The sequence below is a fragment of the Aquincola agrisoli genome, assembly GCF_036621135.1.
GTDB lineage: Bacteria > Pseudomonadota > Gammaproteobacteria > Burkholderiales > Burkholderiaceae_C > Aquincola > Aquincola agrisoli.
The window spans coordinates 389,616-405,318 of the sequence record NZ_JAZIBG010000028.1 but is presented as its reverse complement, the minus strand read 5'-3'; the positions used below and the strand labels follow the sequence as shown (position 1 = coordinate 405,318).

The window sequence follows — 15,703 nt, the reverse complement described above, 5'->3', positions numbered from 1 at the left end:
CGTGGCCAGACTGATCGCCGTCGTCGACTATGGGATGGGCAACCTGCGCTCGGTGTCGCAGGCCGTCATGCATGTGGCGCAAGGGACCGACGCGAACGTCGTCGTGACCTCGCGGCCGGAGGAGGTGCGTGCCGCCGAGCGCGTCGTGCTGCCCGGCCAGGGCGCGATGCGCGACTGCATGCGCGAGCTGCGTGAGTCGGGGCTGCAGGAGGCCGTGCTGGAGGCGGCCGCCGGCAAGCCGCTGATGGGCGTGTGCGTCGGCATGCAGATGCTGCTCGACCACAGCGAGGAGCAGGATACGCCGGGCCTGGGGCTCTTCCCCGGGAACTGCCTGCGCTTCCGGCTCGATGGGCAGCGTCAGCCCGACGGCAGCCGCTACAAGGTGCCCCAGATGGGCTGGAACCAGGTTTTCCAGAAGCCGCATCCGGTGTGGGCAGGCGTGCCGGACGGGGCGTACTTCTACTTCGTCCACAGCTTCCACGCACGCCCCTCCGATCCGCATCACAGCGTCGGCGAAACCGAGTACGGCATCCGCTTTACCTCGGCGGTAGCGCGCGATAACATTTTTGCCACGCAGTTCCACCCCGAGAAGAGCGCTGCACACGGCCTGGCCCTGTACCGCAACTTCCTCCACTGGAAGCCCTGACACCCTTCTCGCGCAGGCATCCTCTGCGAAGCTCCCCTCCTTTTCATCCTCAGTTGAACCCGTCATGCTGCTCATCCCGGCCATCGACCTGAAAGACGGCAAGTGCGTGCGCCTCAAGCAAGGCGACATGAACGACAGCACCACCTTCGGCGACAACCCCGCCGAGATGGCGCGCCGCTGGCTGGACGCCGGTGCGCGGCGCCTGCACCTGGTCGACCTGAACGGTGCGTTCGCGGGCAAGCCGGTCAACGAGCCGGCGATCAAGGCGATCCTGGCGGAGGTCGGCGACGACATCCCCGTGCAGCTCGGCGGGGGCATCCGCGACCTCGACACCATCGAGCGCTACCTCGACGACGGCCTGTCGTACGTCATCATCGGGACGGCGGCCGTGAAGAGCCCCGGTTTCCTGAAGGACGCCTGCAGCGCCTTCGGCGGCCACATCATCGTTGGCCTTGATGCCAAGGACGGCAAGGTCGCCACCGACGGCTGGAGCAAGCTCACCGGCCACGAGGTGATCGACCTCGCGAAGAAGTTCGAGGACTACGGCGTCGAAGGCATCATCTACACCGACATCGGCCGCGACGGCATGCTCACCGGCGTGAACATCGAGGCCACCGTCAAGCTCGCGCAGGCGCTGACGATCCCCGTGATCGCCTCCGGCGGCCTGTCCGACCTCGCGGACATCGAGCGCCTGTGCGCGGTGGAAGGCGAGGGCGTCGAGGGCGTGATCTGCGGCCGCTCGATCTACACCGGCTCGCTCGATTTCGCCGAGGCGCAGCGGCGCGCCGACGAGCTCGGCGGCTGACGCGGCGCCGGGCCGCGGCGCCCGCCCGATAATCCGCCGCTTCCACTGTCCGCTGCCATGCTTGCCAAACGCATCATTCCCTGCCTCGACGTCACCGGCGGACGGGTCGTCAAGGGCGTCAACTTCGTCGAACTGCGCGACGCGGGTGATCCGGTCGAGATCGCCGCGCGGTACAACGAGCAGGGCGCCGACGAGCTCACCTTCCTCGACATCACCGCGACCTCCGACGGCCGCGACCTGATCCTGCACATCATCGAGGCGGTGGCCTCGCAGGTCTTCATTCCCCTGACGGTCGGCGGCGGCGTGCGCACGGTCGCCGACGTGCGCCGCTTGCTGAACGCGGGGGCGGACAAGGTCAGCTTCAACTCGGCCGCCGTGGCCGATCCCCAGGTGATCCGCGACGCCTCGGACAAGTACGGCTCGCAATGCATCGTCGTCGCGATCGACGCCAAGGCCCGGCCTGACGGCAGCGGCTGGGATGTCTACACCCATGGCGGCCGCAAGAACACCGGCCTCGATGCCGTGGCCTGGGCGAGGCAGATGGCCGACCACGGCGCCGGCGAGATCCTGCTGACCAGCATGGACCGCGATGGGACCAAGATCGGCTTCGACCTGGCCCTGACGCGGGCCGTCAGCGATGCGGTGCCGGTGCCGGTGATCGCCTCGGGCGGCGTGGGCGCGCTGGAGCACCTGGTCGACGGCATCCAGCAGGGCGGCGCCGATGCGGTATTGGCCGCCAGCATCTTCCACTACGGGCAGCACACCGTCGGCGAAGCGAAGGCGCTGATGCGCTCGCGCGGCATCCCGGTTCGCACATGACCGTCCGGCCGGCCGGACGCCGATCGCCGCCGCACGAGGTGCGCATCGTCGGCGGGCAGTGGAAGCGCAGCAAGCTGGCCGTGCTCGACAGGCCCGGCCTGCGGCCGACGCCGGACCGGGTGCGCGAGACGCTGTTCAACTGGTTGGGACAGGACCTCACCGGCTGGCGGGTGCTCGACGCCTTCGCGGGCAGCGGTGCCCTCGGCTTCGAGGCGGCGTCGCGCGGTGCGGCGGAGGTGACGCTGCTGGAGCGGGAGCGTGACCTGGTGCGGCTGCTGCGGCAGGCGCAGCAGCGCCTGGAGGCCGCGGCGCTGCGCATCCAGCAGGCCGATGCGCTCGCCTGGATGGCCCAGGCTGCGAAGGGCAGCTTCCATCTGGTACTGCTGGACCCGCCCTTCGAGGCCGGCCTCAGCGGGCCGGCGCTGGCCGCCGCGGCACCGCTGGTCGCGCCGGGCGGCTGGCTGTACCTCGAGTCGGCCGAAGCTGCGCCGCCACCGCCCGGCTTCAGCCTGCACCGCCAGTTGCGCGCCGGCGCGGTCCATGCCCACCTGATGCTGCGCGACCGCTAAACTGCGCCCCCCGCCGACCCTGCCGACACCGAGGAGTGCAGCGTGACTTCCGCGACCCGCCTGACCGCCGTCTACCCCGGCACCTTCGACCCGATGACGCTGGGGCATGAGGACTTGATGCGCCGCGCCAGCCGGCTGTTCGAGCGGCTCATCCTGGCGGTGGCGGCCGGCCACCACAAGCGCACGATGTTCAGCGTCGACGAGCGGCTGGACATCGCACGCGAGCTGGCCGCGCCGTATCCCAACGTCGAGGTGATCGCCTTCCGCGGCCTGCTGCGAGACTTCGTGGTGGAGAACGGCGGCACCGTGGTGGTGCGAGGCTTGCGCGCGGTGAGCGACTTCGAGTACGAGTTCCAGATGGCCGGCATGAACCGGCAGCTGATGCCCGACGTGGAGACGCTGTTCCTGACGCCCAGCGACCAGTTCCAGTTCGTCAGCGGCACCTTCGTGCGTGAAATTGCCACCCTTGGCGGTGATGTCTCCAAGTTCGTGGCACCCTCCGTGCTCGAGAGGCTCAAGACCCGCGTGGCCCAGCCCCGGGAATAGCGAAGGACAGGCAGGCCGCCATGGCACTGATGATCACCGACGAATGCATCAATTGCGATGTGTGCGAGCCCGAGTGCCCCAACCAGGCCATCTCGATGGGCGAGGCGTTCTATGTGATCGACCCTGGCCGCTGCACGGAGTGCGTGGGCCACTTCGACGAGCCGCAGTGCGTGCAGGTGTGCCCCGTCGAATGCATCCCGGTGAATCCGCAGCACGAGGAGTCGCGCGAGTCGCTGTGGTCCAAGTACCGGCGGCTGCAGGCCGAGGCTGCGGCGGCGGCCGGCTGAGCCGGGCGCATCGGCGCCTCGCGCGCCGCGATCTCAGGCGGCTTCTTCCCGGGCGGCTCGCTTCTTTTTCGAGCCTGTCGGGCGTTTCGGCTTCTTGGGCTTGGCCGAAGGCGACTTGCGCCAGGCGTCGGTGGTCGATGCCGAGGGTTGTGTCTCCGGTACACCCCGGATCGCCACGGCCCGCTGGCCACGCAGTGCGGCGGCGTCCCGGGCCTCGCGTTCCAGGCGCTCATGCCGCAGCTGCTGCGCATGGTCGGCCTCGCGAGCTGCGGTCTGCTCGGCCTCCCGGCGCTGGGTGTCGCTGCGGCGATCGTCCGCCGTGATGGGCACGCCGTCCGCGCAGGGCTGCTGGGCATATACGTTGCGCTCCGGCCCGCAACGGTAGATCGGCTGGGCGCCCACCGGGCCGAGGACACCGACCAGCGCCAGCAGCGCCAGATTCCTGATCCTCGTCGACGGCGGGCTGCAGTTCATGGGGACTCTCCAGGCTCGGGGGCGGGGCCTGCCGCGGGCGCCGGCTTCGGGGGCTTGGGACGCGGCGGCTTGGCGTGGATTTTGATCATTGCGCGCTCCATTTCGCCGGTCACGAGCAGATCGATCGCCTCGATCGATTTCGTGACGCATTGCTCGATCGCCTCGCGGTCCGTGGGTGACGGCTTCTTCAGCACGTAGTTGACGACCTCCGCCTTCACGCCAGGGTGCCCGATGCCCAGCCGCAGTCGCCAGAAGTTGGGGCTGCCCAGCTGCGCGATCATGTCCCGCAGCCCGTTGTGCCCCGCGTGGCTGCCGCCCTGCTTGAGCTTCATCTGTCCCGGCAGCAGGTCGAGTTCGTCATGCGCGACGAGGATCTCTTCCGGCGCGATCTTGAAGAACCGAGCCAGCGCGGCGACCGACTTTCCCGACAGGTTCATGTAGGTCTGCGGCTCGAGCAGCCAGATCGGTCCTTCGACGCCCGGCAGCGGCCGGTTCACGCGTGCTACCAGCCCGTGGTAGCCCCGCTCGGGCTGCAGCGTCGTGTTGAAGCGCCGAGCCACGGCGTCGATCCACCAGAAGCCGGCGTTGTGGCGGGTGGCGTCGTATTCCGGACCTGGATTGCCCAGGCCGACGAGCAGTTTGATCATCGTCATGAAGGAGTTGGAAGGCCGGAATGAAAGAAGCCCCGCGCGGGCGGGGCTTCGAGGCAGAGCAGATGCGCTGGCGACCGCGGCCGCCGCAGCTTACTTCTGGTTCTGCTTTTCGTTCTTCTTGGCCTTGCCCTTGGCGGGCGCGGCCACGACCGGGGCGGCGATGACTTCTTCTTCGACCACCGGCACCGTCACGGCGGCGATCACCGGGTTCTTCTTGCCACGCAGCACGACCTTGACGTTCTTGTCGAGCTTCAGGTCGTTGACGTGCAGCGACTGGCCCTTCTCCAGCGTGCCGAGGTCCACCGTGATGTGCTCGGGCAGCTGGGCGGCCAGGCACTCGATCTCGAGTTCGGTGGCCACGTGGTTGATCAGCAGCTTGTCGGTCTTGATGGCCGGCGAGTTTTCTTCATTGATGAAGTGCAGCGGCACCTTCTTCTTGATGCGGGTGCGCTCGTCGACGCGCTGGAAGTCCACATGCAGCACGATCTGCTTCCAGGGGTGCATCTGGAAGTCGCGCAGCAGCACCTTCTGCGTCTGGCCGCCGAGTTCCATCTCGAGGATCGACGAGTGGAAGGCTTCCTTCTTCAGCGCGAAGAAGAGGGCGTTGTGATCGAGCTCGATCTGCGCCGGTTCACCGGCGCCGTAGACGATGCCCGGCACCTTGCCGGCGGTACGCAGGCGGCGGCTCGCTCCGGTCCCCTGCAGCGTGCGCTCGAAAGCGACGAATTTCATGGTTTCACTCCAGAAAGTGAGGGCGCCCGCGACCAGGCGCCCCGGTTGAGCAGGCCCTGGAGGGCACTGCGGCGAAGCGGATCAGAAGTTGCTGTTCTGTTCCGCGAAAAGCGAGGTGACCGATTCACCGTCGGAGATGCGGCGGATCGTCTCGGCGAACAGGAAGGCCACCGAGAGCTGGCGGATCTTCTTGCAGGCCTGGCCGGCCTCGGACAGCGGGATGGTGTTCGTGATCACCACCTCGTCGAGCTGGGAGTTCTGGATGCGGTCGATCGCCGGGCCGGAGAACACCGCGTGCGTGCAGTAGGCGTAGACGCTCTTGGCGCCGCGCTCCTTCAGCACCTCGGCGGCCTTCACCAGCGTGCCGGCGGTGTCGATCATGTCGTCCATGATCACGCAGTTGCGGCCTTCGATCTCACCGATCACGTGCATGACCTCGGAGACGTTGGCCTTCGGGCGACGCTTGTCGATGATGGCAAGGTCGCAGCCGAGCTGCTTGGCCAGTGCCCGTGCACGCACCACGCCGCCGACGTCCGGCGACACGACCACGAGGTCGGGGTAGCGCTTGGCCTGCACGTCGGCCAGCAGCACCGGCGAGGCGTAGATGTTGTCGACCGGGATGTCGAAAAAGCCCTGGATCTGGTCGGCGTGAAGGTCCATTGTCAGCACACGCTCGACACCCACGGTTTCCAGCAGGTTGGCGACGACCTTCGCGCTGATCGGCACGCGGGTGGAGCGCGGGCGGCGGTCCTGGCGGGCATAGCCGAAGTACGGGATCACGGCGGTGATGCGGCGCGCGCTGGCGCGCTTCAACGCATCCGTCATGATCAGGAGTTCCATCAGGTTCTCGTTCGTCGGGGCGCAGGTGGACTGCACGACGAAAACGTCGCGGGCACGGACGTTCTGCTGGATCTCGACCGTCACTTCCCCGTCGGAGAAGCGGCCGACACTGGCCTTGCCGAGCTCCGTGCCGAGGTGGGTGGCGATTTCCTTGGCCAGCACGGGGTTCGCGTTCCCCGTGAAAAGCATGGTGTTGAAAAGCACGGCGAACCCTGGCGGCGGCGGATGAACAGGACGGCGATCAGTGGATGATCAAATGGTTTGGCAGGGGAGGAAGGACTCGAACCCTCGCATGTCGGAATCAAAATCCGATGCCTTGACCAACTTGGCGACTCCCCTACACAGGAAGCAGCTTGCGCTGCTCCCTTGAAACTCAATCTGCCCAGCCCCGCAGCGGGTGGCTGGCCAGACTTCGGCATTCCCGTCCCACCCAGTCTGCCGGAAGGTCCGTCAGATCGATCGCCAAAGGCGGGGCGTTCTTGCCTGCATCCACCCTCGCAAACACTGCGCTGCCTGAGCCCGTCATCCGGCTGTTGCCGTAGCGGTCTACCAGCCACCGCGCCACCTGGGCCACTTCGGGGCAACGCGCTTCAGCCGGGGGCTGCAGGTCGTTGTGGCCGAAGCCGGTATCTGCAAGAGAGCCTCGGAGTATAGCCAGCTTTGTGTCGCGTGTCAGCAATGGATGCGCAAAGATTTCTGCGGTGGCGATCGAAGCCTGTGGTTTGACCACGACAAAGCGCTGTGCCGGCACGTCGATGGGATGGAGCACCTCCCCGATGCCTTCGACGAGGGCGTTGTCGCCGCCGACGAAGAAGGGCACGTCCGCGCCCAGTTCGGGCGCCAGCGCCAGCAACCGCTCGCGCGGCCAGCCCAGCCCCCAGAGGCGGTTGAGCGCGAGCAGCGTGGTGGCCGCGTCGGAGCTGCCGCCGCCCATGCCCGCACCCCAGGGCACCTGCTTGTCGACCGAGATGTCTGCGCCCAGGGTGCAGCCGCTGCGGGCCTGCAGGAGGCGGGCCGCGCGCAGGCTCAGGTCGTCCGCCGGCAGCGCGGGGCCGAGGTCGTGGCGCTGCAGCCGGCCATCGCTGCGGCGCTCGAAGTGCAGCGTGTCGCACCAGTCGATCAGCACGAAGACCGACTGCAGCAGGTGGTAGCCGTCGGCGCGGCGGCCGGTGATGTGCAGGAAGAGGTTGAGCTTGGCCGGGGCCGGAACGTCCAGCAGGGAGGCGGGCACGCTCATGGCACGGCGGCGCTGCGATCGAGCCTCACGCGCACGGTGGTGGCCGGCGGCTGGGCGCGGCGCGCGGTCAGCCAGCCTTCGGCGTAGCGGCTCAGGTCGATCTGCCAGCCGAGCTGCTCGAAGCCGGCGTCGTTGGCGTGGCTGACGGCGGCGGCCCAGGGCCGACCTCGCAGCCATTCGATCAGTGCCGCCAGCGGCAGGGGTTCGCCCAGCATCTCCTGCGACATCGCGTCCAGGCTGTCGAAGCGCCGCGTGCCCTGGGTGGTCAGCAGTTCGGCCTGCCCCTGCTGCCAGCGCGCCTGCGCGAGCGTGTTGCCCAGCGGGCCGCTGAGGTTGAGTTCGCCGAGCGCGGCGTCTCCGCGCAATTCGAACTGCGCGCTGACGTTGCGGGCGTCGCCGGGCCGGTCCGCGGGCTCGGCGATCTGCACCGCCAGCCGGCCGCTGATCGAGCCGTCGCTGCCTGCGTCGTCGCGCAAGGTGGCGCAGCCGGCCAGCCAGGCCAGGGCGAGCAGGCCAAAAGCCGCCCGCGCCTTCAAAGGTCCACCTTCAGCCGCGCCAGCGTCTCGCGCAGGACTTCGTTGTCCGCATCGCGCGCCTGCGCCTCGCGCCACAGGCGGCGGGCTTCTTCCTGCTCGCCCTGCGACCACAGCACTTCGCCGAGGTGGGTGGCGATCTCGGGGTCGGGGCGGGCGCTGAACGCCGCGCGCAGCAGGCGCAGCGCCTCGGCGCGGTTGCCCAGCCGGTACTCGACCCAGCCGAGGCTGTCGGTGATGAAGGGGTCGCCGGGCGACAGCGACAGTGCCTTCGCGATCAGGTCACGCGCCTCGGGCAGGCGCTGGTTGCGGTCGGCCAGCGAGTAGCCGAGCGCGTTGTACGCGTGTGCATGGTCGGGCTTCAGGTCGATGACCCTGCGCAGCAGCTGCTCCATCTCGTCGGTGCGGCCGACCTTCTCGGCCATCATCGCCTGCTCGTACAGCAGCGTGACGTCGTCGGGCTGGCGCACGTTCGCCGCCGCCAGCACCTCATGGGCCTCGCGCCAGAGCTTCAGTTCGCGCAGCATGTGCGATTCCGCCAGCACCTTGGCGCGCGCGTCGTCCGGCTGGCGTTCGGGGGTGGCGCGGATCATTGCGCGCGCCTCGGCCACGCGGCCCTGGCGCGCGACGAGCATCGCGCGGCGTGCCTGCACCTCCAGCGCACGCTGCGGGCTGTCGGCCTTCGACAGCCAGGCCTCGGCCGCCTGCAGGTCGCCTCGCTGCTCCGCCACCTGCGCGAGCAGCAGCCACGCCTGCACGAGGTCGCCGTCTTCCCCCGCCGTCGCCGGATCCTCGTCGGTCTCGATGACGGACGGATCGTGGACCTCGGGCGCCTTGGCGGCGTCCGGCGGCGGCGCCGCCTGCCGCAGCGCGACGAAGCGCTCCAGCGCTTCCTGGGCCTGCTGCGGGTGGCGCAGCTCGAGGTGCAGCGCACCCAGCGTCAGCCAGGGCGCCGCCACCTCGGGCTGCGCGCGGGTGACGATCTCGAGTTGCGCCACGGCGTCGGCGTAGCGCTGCGCGCCGCTGAGCACCCGCACGTAGGCCAGCCGCACGGCGGGCTCCGCCTTCGGCTGCTGCAGGTAGTTCTCGACGATGCGCTGCGCATCGGGCTGGCCGGGCAGCAGCTCGAGCGCGAGCAGCGCGGGGCCGGGCAGGGTCGGGTCGTCGACCTGGGCCCGGCGCGCCAGCGTCAGGGCGCGGGGGGCATCGCCGGCGGCGAGCCAGGCGCGGCCGAGTGCGACGCGGGCTGCGCTGCGCGTGCCGACGGCATCCAGGTAGGGCGGCAGGATCTGCTCGAAGAGCTCCACGACCTGCTTGCGGTCGGGTGCGCGCTGGAAAAAGCGCGGCATCGACGCGATCATCCCCGGCTGCTCGACGACGGGCGTCTGCGCCAGCAGGGTGCGCAGCGGCTCGGCCACCTCCGCCTGCCGGTTCATCGCCATCAGCAACTGGATCTGGTAGCGCAAGGCCTCCGCGGATTCGGGCAACGCGGTGTTCCAGGCCTTGGCGGCCGTCAGCGCCTGGTCGCCCGCACGGGCCTGCAGCGCAATTTCGACCGCGCGGCGGAACAGCTGCTCGTCCCGCGAGCGACGCGCGGCATCGAGCAGCACCTGGTAGGCCGTGCCGGCCTGGCCGCTGCGCAGTTCGATCTCGCCGACCAGCAGCTGATAGAACAGCGGCGCATCCAGCGTCGAATTGACCGGTGGCGCGGAGGCTGCGGCGGCAGGGGGGGCGGGAACCGTCTGGGCCTGTACGGCACCGGCGGCGAGCAGCGCGGCGACGAGGGCGTGGCGGGTTGCGGCACGCCACCGCGGTGAGAGGGCAAGCATCGCAACTCCTTGAGCGGGCGGATTCTAGACATGCGCGTGTCAACGCTCGGTGAAGGGCGGGGCGCTCCACAATTCCGGCATGCCTGAAATGCCGGAAGTCGAAGTCACCCGCCGCAGCTTCGCGCAGCGCATCGCCGGCGCCCGCGTGCAATCGCTGCGCCTGGGGGCGCCGCTGCGCTGGCCTCTGGGGCGTGAACCCGCCGAACTCGTCGGCGCCACCGTGGGCGAGACCCTGCGGCGAGGCAAGTACCTGTGGCTGCCGCTGGCGCTGCCGGAGGAGCCGGCGGGGGGGCTGCTGCTGCACCTCGGCATGTCGGGCTCGCTCGCGTTCACCGCGGGCGAACCGGCTGCGGCGGGGCGGCACGACCACTTCGATCTGCACACCTCGCTGGGCCTGCTGAGGCTGACCGATCCCCGGCGGTTCGGCGCCGTCGTCTGGGCGCCCGCGCTCGACGGCGGCATGGCCGCGCGGCTGCTGGCCGGCCTCGGGCACGAGCCGTTTGACGAGGCGCTGACGCCGGAGCGCTTCCATGCGGCGCTGCAACGCCGCCGCACGCCGATCAAGGCGGTGCTGCTCGCAGGCGAGGTGATCGTCGGTGCCGGCAACATCTACGCGTGCGAGGCGCTCTTCGAGGCCGGCATCGATCCCCGGCTGCCTGCCGATCGCATCAGCCGTCCGCGGGCGGCGCGGCTGCTGGCGGCCGTGCGCCAGACGCTGGCCAGCGCGTTGGCGCTGGGCGGCTCGACGCTGCGGGACTTCCGCGATGCCCACGGCATGGACGGCCAGTTTCAGTTGCAAGCGCGTGTGTACGGGCGCGAGGCCCAGCCCTGCCCCCGTTGCGCAGCGCCGGTCCGGCGGCTGGTGCAAGCCCAGCGCTCGACCTTCTTCTGCGCCGCGTGTCAAAAGCGGTAGCACGTGGGCGGCCGTGGCGCCGCAGGCGGCGTTCGGCCATGCGCTAGCATCGACCGATGCCTGCTGCCCGGCCGTCCGGGCCGCGCCAGCCGGCCCTTCCCCCGCTTGCCAGCCCGTTCGCACTGCCCCACGCCGCATGGAATTCACCTTTGCCCGCCACCTCGATGCCCAGGCCGATTGGCGGCAGGGCCTGGAGCAGCAGGCGGTCGCCTTCCAGGAAGCGCTGGCCGCGGACGGCCTGCTCGATGCCAGCCTGTCGCAGGTGCTGGCCACCCTGCGGGCGCGCTTGGCCGGCGAGCAGCTGGTGGTGGCGTTCGTGGCCGAGTTCTCCCGGGGCAAGTCGGAACTGATCAACGCCATCTTCTTCGCGGACACCGGCCGCCGGATCCTGCCGGCGTCGCCCGGCCGCACGACGATGTGCCCGGTCGAGCTGGGCCACGACGCAGCGCTGCCGCCGCTGCTGGCGCTGCTGCCGATCGAGACGCGCGGCGACGCCACGCCGCTGTCGGAGCTGCGCGCGCAACCCGCGCTGTGGCAGCGCATGCGCCTGGATGCCGACGCGCCGGAGCGCATGGCCGAGGCGCTGCAGGAACTCACCCGGACCAAGGCCGTGCCGCTCGCCGAGGCAAGGGCGCTGGGCCTGGTGCCGCACGAGGAGGATGCGCAGGAGGGCAGCGGGCTGCCGACGCGGGCCGACGGCCTCGTCGAGATCCCCGCGTGGCGGCATGCGGTCGTCAACTACCCGCATCCGCTGCTGCGCCGCGGACTGATCGTGCTAGACACGCCCGGCCTGAATGCCGTGGGCGCGGAGCCGGAACTCACGCTCTCCCTGCTGCCCAGCGCCCATGCGGTGGTGTTCGTGCTGAGTGCCGACACCGGCGTCACGCAGTCCGAGCTGGCTGTCTGGCGCGATCACCTCGGGGGGCTGGGCGCGGCGCGCTACGTCGTGCTCAACAAGATAGATACGCTGGCCGATCCGCTGCTGCCGCCGGATGCGGTGCAGGCGCAGATCGACCGCCAGTGCGCCACCGTCGCGCAGACCCTCGACGTGCCGGTGTCGGGCGTCTTCCCGCTGTCGGCCCGCCAGGCGCTGACCAGCCGCATCGAGCCAGCGCAGGCCGACGATGCCGCGGGCGGCCTGCCGGCGCTGGAGGAGGCGCTGGTCGACCGGCTGCTGCCGCGCCGGCACGAGGTACTGGCCGGACTGGTCTGCGATGGCTGCACCACCGTCGAGACGCAGGCCCTGCGGCGGGTGGCCGACCAGCGCCGCCAGCTCCACGAGCAGCTCCAGGAGTTGCGCGACGTTCGCGGCAAGAGCGCGGCCAAGGTCCAGTGGACGATCGACCGCCTCGACGCCGAAGCACAGGAGTTCGAGCGCTGCACCTCGCGCCTGGCCGCGCTGCGCTCGGTGCAGGGCCGGCTGGTCGGCGATGTGGCGCGGCTGCTGTCGGCCGAGCGGCTGCGCGAGGAGGTTACCCGCATGCAGTCGGAGGCCACGGGGCGGCTACTGAACCTCCATGCCCGCAAGGCGTTCGCCGCGCTGTGCGTACGGCTGCGCATGCTGCTGCACCGGGCCGCGGACCAGGGCGCCGAGATGCAGGCCATGCTCACCGCCAGCTACCAGCAGCTCAACAGCGAATTCGGCTTCGCGCTGGCGCCGGGCGCGGCACCCTCGCAGGGCCAGGCGCTGGCGGAGATCGACCTGATCGAGCGCAACTACGGCCGCTACCTGGGCCTGCCCTATGCGTTGCGGCTGGGCGACGGCCGGCAGATGGACCAGTTCCGCCGCATGCTGCTGTCCAAGCTGGAGGTGATCCTCGAACAGGCCGTCGGCGATCTGCAGCGCTGGAGCCACACCGCGACGACGCAGGTCGATGTCCAACTGCGCGACCGGCGCCGGGCGTTCCAGCGCCGCCGCGAGACGCTGGAGCGTGCGCACGGCGCGGCCGGCGAACTGGCGCAGCGGATCACCGAGCTGGAGGCACAGGATCTGCATTGGCAGGCGGTGGGCGAGCATGTGCAGGCCCAGGCGGCGTTGCTGCGCGAGCGGGCGCGGCACCTGTCGGCGCCGGTCGACATCCCGCTGGCCTTCGCCGACGAGAGCCCGCCGCCGGCCCGCATGCCCCCGGTGCGCAGCGAACACAGCCAAGCGGTCGCCGGGTGAGCGCCGTCGTCGACCCCGCCGCCGCCGGCGCGCTGCCGCCGGGCGGCATCGCCGAGCGGGTGGTCGCTTGGCAGCGCGCCCATGGCCGCCATGGCCTGCCCTGGCAGGGCACCCGCGACCCCTACCGCGTGTGGCTCTCGGAAATCATGCTGCAGCAGACGCAGGTCAGCACGGTGCTGGCCTACTACCCCCGGTTCCTGGACCGGTTCCCGGACGTCCGGGCGCTGGCGGCCGCGCCGCTGGACGACGTGCTCGCGTTGTGGAGCGGGCTGGGCTACTACAGCCGCGCCCGCAACCTGCACCGTTGCGCGCAGGCGGTGGTGGCGGTGCACGGCGGCGCATTCCCCGCCAGCAGCGCGTTGCTGGCGACCTTGCCCGGCATCGGCCGGTCGACCGCGGCCGCCATCGCCGCCTTCTGCTTCGGGGAACGCGCGGCCATCCTCGACGGCAACGTCAAGCGGGTGCTGTCGAGGGCCCTGGGTTTTGGCGGTGACCTGGCGCTCGCCGCCGAGGAGCGCGCGCTGTGGCGCGAGGCCGAGGCGCTGTTGCCGGCCACCGGCGTCGAGGCCTACACGCAGGGCCTGATGGACCTCGGCGCGGGCGTGTGCAGCGTGCGCCGGCCGCAGTGCCTGCTGTGCCCGCTGCAGCCGGTGTGCGTGGCGCAGCGCGAAGGCCTGCCCGAGCGCTATCCGGTCAAGACACGCAAGCTCAAGCGCGGCCGGCGCAGCAACGCGCTGCTGTGGCTGCAGCAGGGCGAGCGGGTGTGGCTGGTCCAGCGCCCCGCGACCGGCGTGTGGGCCGGGCTGTGGAGCCTGCCGCTGTACGACGAGCTTGCGCTGCCGATGGCGCACAGCCGGTCCTGGCCAGGCCAGGGTACGGCGCTGCCGGCCTTCGAGCATGTGCTGACGCATTTCGACTGGGCACTGCAGCCGTGGCAGCACGTGCTGCCCGCGGCACTGCAGGGGCCGGCGCTGGCGGAGATCGAGTCGGCCTTGCCGGCGGGCCGGTGGTTCACGCGGGCCGAGGCGCTGGGGCTGGGGCTGCCGGCACCGATCCGCAAGCTGCTCGCCGCGGCGGCGTAGCCGCGCCATTGTCAGCCGTCGACCACGCCCTGGTTGCGCAGGAACTCGTCGACCAGCCGCAGCCGCGCGAGCGGGTCGTCGAGCACCATCAGGCGCTGCTTGGCCGCCAGCGAGACCGGCAGGATCTCGCACCACCGGTTGGCGACCCAGCCGGCCTCGTCGAAGCGATAGGGCGGAATGAAGGGCTCCGCCCCTTGCCGGCGCATCGCGTCGATCGCCTCGCGCAGCGATTTCACGCTGGCCTGCAGGTCATCGGGCGGCGGCAGCCGCTCGTCGTCGGGCAGCGGCGAGACGTCCGCGAGCCACAGCCCGTCGGCCTGCTGGCTGCGCTCGCCGAGCGAAAACCGCTGCAGTCCGCTGCAGCGGATGTGGAGGATGCCGGCCTGGTCCGCATCCACCTCATCGATGCGGGCCAGGACGCCGGTGTCCTCGAAGCGCACGCGCCCACCCTCGGCGGCCTTTTCCTTGCGGTGCACTTCGCCCCCGGCCGTCAGGCACACGACGCCGAACGGGCAGGCCTGCCGCAGGCAGTTGCCCACCATATCGAGGTACCGCGCCTCGAAGACCTTGAGGTTGAGCCGCCCGCCGGGGAACAGCACCGTCTGCAGCGGAAACAGCGGGATGGCGTCGTTCACTCGCGTGCGTCCAGTTCGCGGTGGCGCAGCAGCGTGGCGCTGCGTGCGGCGAATCGGCGGGAGAGCTGTTCCGCCAGATAGACCGAGCGGTGCTGGCCGCCGGTGCAGCCGATGGCCACCGTGAGGTAGCTGCGCTGGTCGTCCTCAAAGGCCGGCAGCCAGCGCTCGATGAAGTCGCCGATCTGCTGCAGCATCTCGGGCACTTCGGGCTGTGCCTCGAGGTAGGCCGCGACACCGGCGTCGCGGCCCGTCAGCGGGCGCAGCTCGCGGATGTAGAAAGGATTCGGCAGCACCCGCACGTCGAACACATAGTCCGCATCGAGCGGCACGCCGTGCTTGAAAGCGAAGGACTCGAACACCAGCGTCAGCCCGCCGCGCTGCGCGCCGACCAGGTCGCGCAGCCACTGGCGCAGCTGCGCGGGCCGCAGCTGGCTGGTGTCGATGACCGTCGACACCTCGCGCAGCTCGGCCAGCAGCTCGCGCTCGAGCTCGATCGCGTCGACGAGCGCCCGCCGGCCGTCGCTGGCCGGGTCGGTGCCGGCCGGCAGCGAGGCCGCCGGCAGCGTCGACAGGGGGTGCGGCCGGCGGCTTTCGGAGAAGCGGCGCACCAGCGCGTCGGTGCTGGCGTCGAGAAACAGCGCGCGGATCGCCACGCCCTCGCCGCGCAGGCGGTCGAGCAGCGGCAGCAGGTGCGGCAGGGAGCCCGCGCTGCGCACGTCGACGGCGATCGCCACCCGGCGGTCGAAGCGGTTGCGTTCGATGCTCAGGAAGGCCGGCAGCAGTTCGGGCGGCAGGTTGTCGATGCAGAAGTAGCCGGCGTCTTCCAGCGCATGCAGCGCCACCGACTTGCCCGAGCCGGAGATGCCGGTGACGAGCACCACCTCGCGCATCGCGCTGGGCGTGTCGGCGGTGTCGGGCACGGCGGATGGGCTCATGGTG

General features: G+C 70.6%; 18 protein-coding genes and 1 tRNA gene. 9 read left to right on the top strand and 10 right to left on the bottom strand.

Translation table 11 applies throughout. The features are described 5' to 3' along the window. Position 1: 1 nt before the first annotated feature. The 6 genes from hisH to V4F39_RS13610 all read left to right on the top strand — a co-directional run bounded on the left by hisH (position 2) and on the right by V4F39_RS13610 (position 3,672). Complete coding sequence (gene hisH / locus V4F39_RS13635) at positions 2-646, top strand: imidazole glycerol phosphate synthase subunit HisH (RefSeq protein ID WP_332290055.1); 645 nt, start codon at positions 2-4, stop codon at positions 644-646. A 64-nt stretch (positions 647-710) separates the two neighbouring features. Next, positions 711-1,451, top strand: coding sequence for a 1-(5-phosphoribosyl)-5-[(5-phosphoribosylamino)methylideneamino]imidazole-4-carboxamide isomerase (gene hisA / locus V4F39_RS13630; protein ID WP_332290054.1), 741 nt, complete (start codon positions 711-713; stop codon positions 1,449-1,451). A 57-nt stretch (positions 1,452-1,508) separates the two neighbouring features. Beyond that, positions 1,509-2,270 carry an imidazole glycerol phosphate synthase subunit HisF gene (gene hisF / locus V4F39_RS13625; protein ID WP_332290053.1) on the top strand — a complete coding sequence of 254 codons (762 nt, stop codon included), beginning with the start codon at positions 1,509-1,511 and terminating at the stop codon, positions 2,268-2,270. Further along, on the top strand, positions 2,267-2,839 hold the full coding sequence (gene rsmD, locus V4F39_RS13620; protein ID WP_332290052.1) for a 16S rRNA (guanine(966)-N(2))-methyltransferase RsmD: 573 nt from the start codon (positions 2,267-2,269) through the stop codon (positions 2,837-2,839). Before hisF ends, rsmD begins: the two co-directional genes overlap by 4 nt. A 42-nt stretch (positions 2,840-2,881) precedes the next feature. Then, positions 2,882-3,385 carry a pantetheine-phosphate adenylyltransferase gene (coaD, locus tag V4F39_RS13615; protein WP_332290050.1) on the top strand — a complete coding sequence of 168 codons (504 nt, stop codon included), beginning with the start codon at positions 2,882-2,884 and terminating at the stop codon, positions 3,383-3,385. A gap of 20 nt (positions 3,386-3,405) precedes the next feature. After that, on the top strand, positions 3,406-3,672 hold the full coding sequence (locus V4F39_RS13610) for a YfhL family 4Fe-4S dicluster ferredoxin (RefSeq protein WP_332290049.1): 267 nt from the start codon (positions 3,406-3,408) through the stop codon (positions 3,670-3,672). Between the two features lie 33 nt (positions 3,673-3,705). On the opposite strand, the gene V4F39_RS13605 is transcribed toward V4F39_RS13610, so the two are convergent. From V4F39_RS13605 to V4F39_RS13570, 8 genes are all read right to left on the bottom strand, one after another. Continuing rightward, positions 3,706-4,146, bottom strand: coding sequence for a hypothetical protein (locus V4F39_RS13605; protein ID WP_332290048.1), 441 nt, complete (start codon positions 4,144-4,146; stop codon positions 3,706-3,708). Further along, entirely contained in the window at positions 4,143-4,793 is a 651-nt protein-coding gene (gene pth, locus V4F39_RS13600) for an aminoacyl-tRNA hydrolase (protein ID WP_332290566.1), read from the bottom strand. Before pth ends, V4F39_RS13605 begins: the two co-directional genes overlap by 4 nt. Before the next feature lie 96 nt (positions 4,794-4,889). Continuing rightward, complete coding sequence (locus tag V4F39_RS13595; protein ID WP_332290047.1) at positions 4,890-5,531, bottom strand: 50S ribosomal protein L25/general stress protein Ctc; 642 nt, start codon at positions 5,529-5,531, stop codon at positions 4,890-4,892. A gap of 81 nt (positions 5,532-5,612) precedes the next feature. Continuing rightward, positions 5,613-6,560 (bottom strand): ribose-phosphate pyrophosphokinase, encoded by a 948-nt coding sequence (locus V4F39_RS13590; protein WP_332290045.1) that lies wholly within the window; start codon positions 6,558-6,560, stop codon positions 5,613-5,615. 73 nt (positions 6,561-6,633) lie between these two features. Continuing rightward, positions 6,634-6,710, bottom strand: a tRNA-Gln gene (locus tag V4F39_RS13585). A 34-nt stretch (positions 6,711-6,744) separates the two neighbouring features. Then, a complete protein-coding gene (gene ispE, locus V4F39_RS13580; RefSeq protein ID WP_332290042.1) occupies positions 6,745-7,608 on the bottom strand; it encodes a 4-(cytidine 5'-diphospho)-2-C-methyl-D-erythritol kinase in 864 nt (287 codons plus the stop codon). Further along, positions 7,605-8,144, bottom strand: coding sequence for an outer membrane lipoprotein LolB (locus tag V4F39_RS13575; RefSeq protein WP_332290039.1), 540 nt, complete (start codon positions 8,142-8,144; stop codon positions 7,605-7,607). The genes ispE and V4F39_RS13575 overlap by 4 nt, the downstream gene beginning before the upstream one ends. Next, the gene (locus tag V4F39_RS13570; RefSeq protein WP_332290037.1) at positions 8,141-9,970 is read right to left on the bottom strand and encodes a tetratricopeptide repeat protein; all 1,830 of its coding nucleotides are present in this window, start codon (positions 9,968-9,970) and stop codon (positions 8,141-8,143) included. The genes V4F39_RS13575 and V4F39_RS13570 overlap by 4 nt, the downstream gene beginning before the upstream one ends. A gap of 79 nt (positions 9,971-10,049) precedes the next feature. Here V4F39_RS13570 and mutM point away from each other — a divergent pair, with 79 nt between their 5' ends. The 3 genes from mutM to mutY all read left to right on the top strand — a co-directional run bounded on the left by mutM (position 10,050) and on the right by mutY (position 14,129). Continuing rightward, positions 10,050-10,883: a bifunctional DNA-formamidopyrimidine glycosylase/DNA-(apurinic or apyrimidinic site) lyase gene (gene mutM, locus V4F39_RS13565; protein WP_332290036.1), complete on the top strand. Its 834-nt coding sequence runs from the start codon at positions 10,050-10,052 to the stop codon at positions 10,881-10,883. Positions 10,884-11,019: 136 nt separating this feature from the next. Further along, on the top strand, positions 11,020-13,047 hold the full coding sequence (locus V4F39_RS13560) for a dynamin family protein (RefSeq protein ID WP_332290034.1): 2,028 nt from the start codon (positions 11,020-11,022) through the stop codon (positions 13,045-13,047). Further along, positions 13,044-14,129: an A/G-specific adenine glycosylase gene (gene mutY, locus V4F39_RS13555; protein ID WP_378234951.1), complete on the top strand. Its 1,086-nt coding sequence runs from the start codon at positions 13,044-13,046 to the stop codon at positions 14,127-14,129. The genes V4F39_RS13560 and mutY overlap by 4 nt, the downstream gene beginning before the upstream one ends. An 11-nt stretch (positions 14,130-14,140) precedes the next feature. On the opposite strand, the gene V4F39_RS13550 is transcribed toward mutY, so the two are convergent. Together V4F39_RS13550 and rapZ are read right to left on the bottom strand one after the other, a co-directional pair. Next, positions 14,141-14,764 carry an LON peptidase substrate-binding domain-containing protein gene (locus V4F39_RS13550; RefSeq protein ID WP_332290033.1) on the bottom strand — a complete coding sequence of 208 codons (624 nt, stop codon included), beginning with the start codon at positions 14,762-14,764 and terminating at the stop codon, positions 14,141-14,143. Further along, entirely contained in the window at positions 14,761-15,699 is a 939-nt protein-coding gene (gene rapZ / locus V4F39_RS13545) for an RNase adapter RapZ (protein WP_332290032.1), read from the bottom strand. Before rapZ ends, V4F39_RS13550 begins: the two co-directional genes overlap by 4 nt. Between the last annotated feature and the right edge of the window lie 4 nt (positions 15,700-15,703).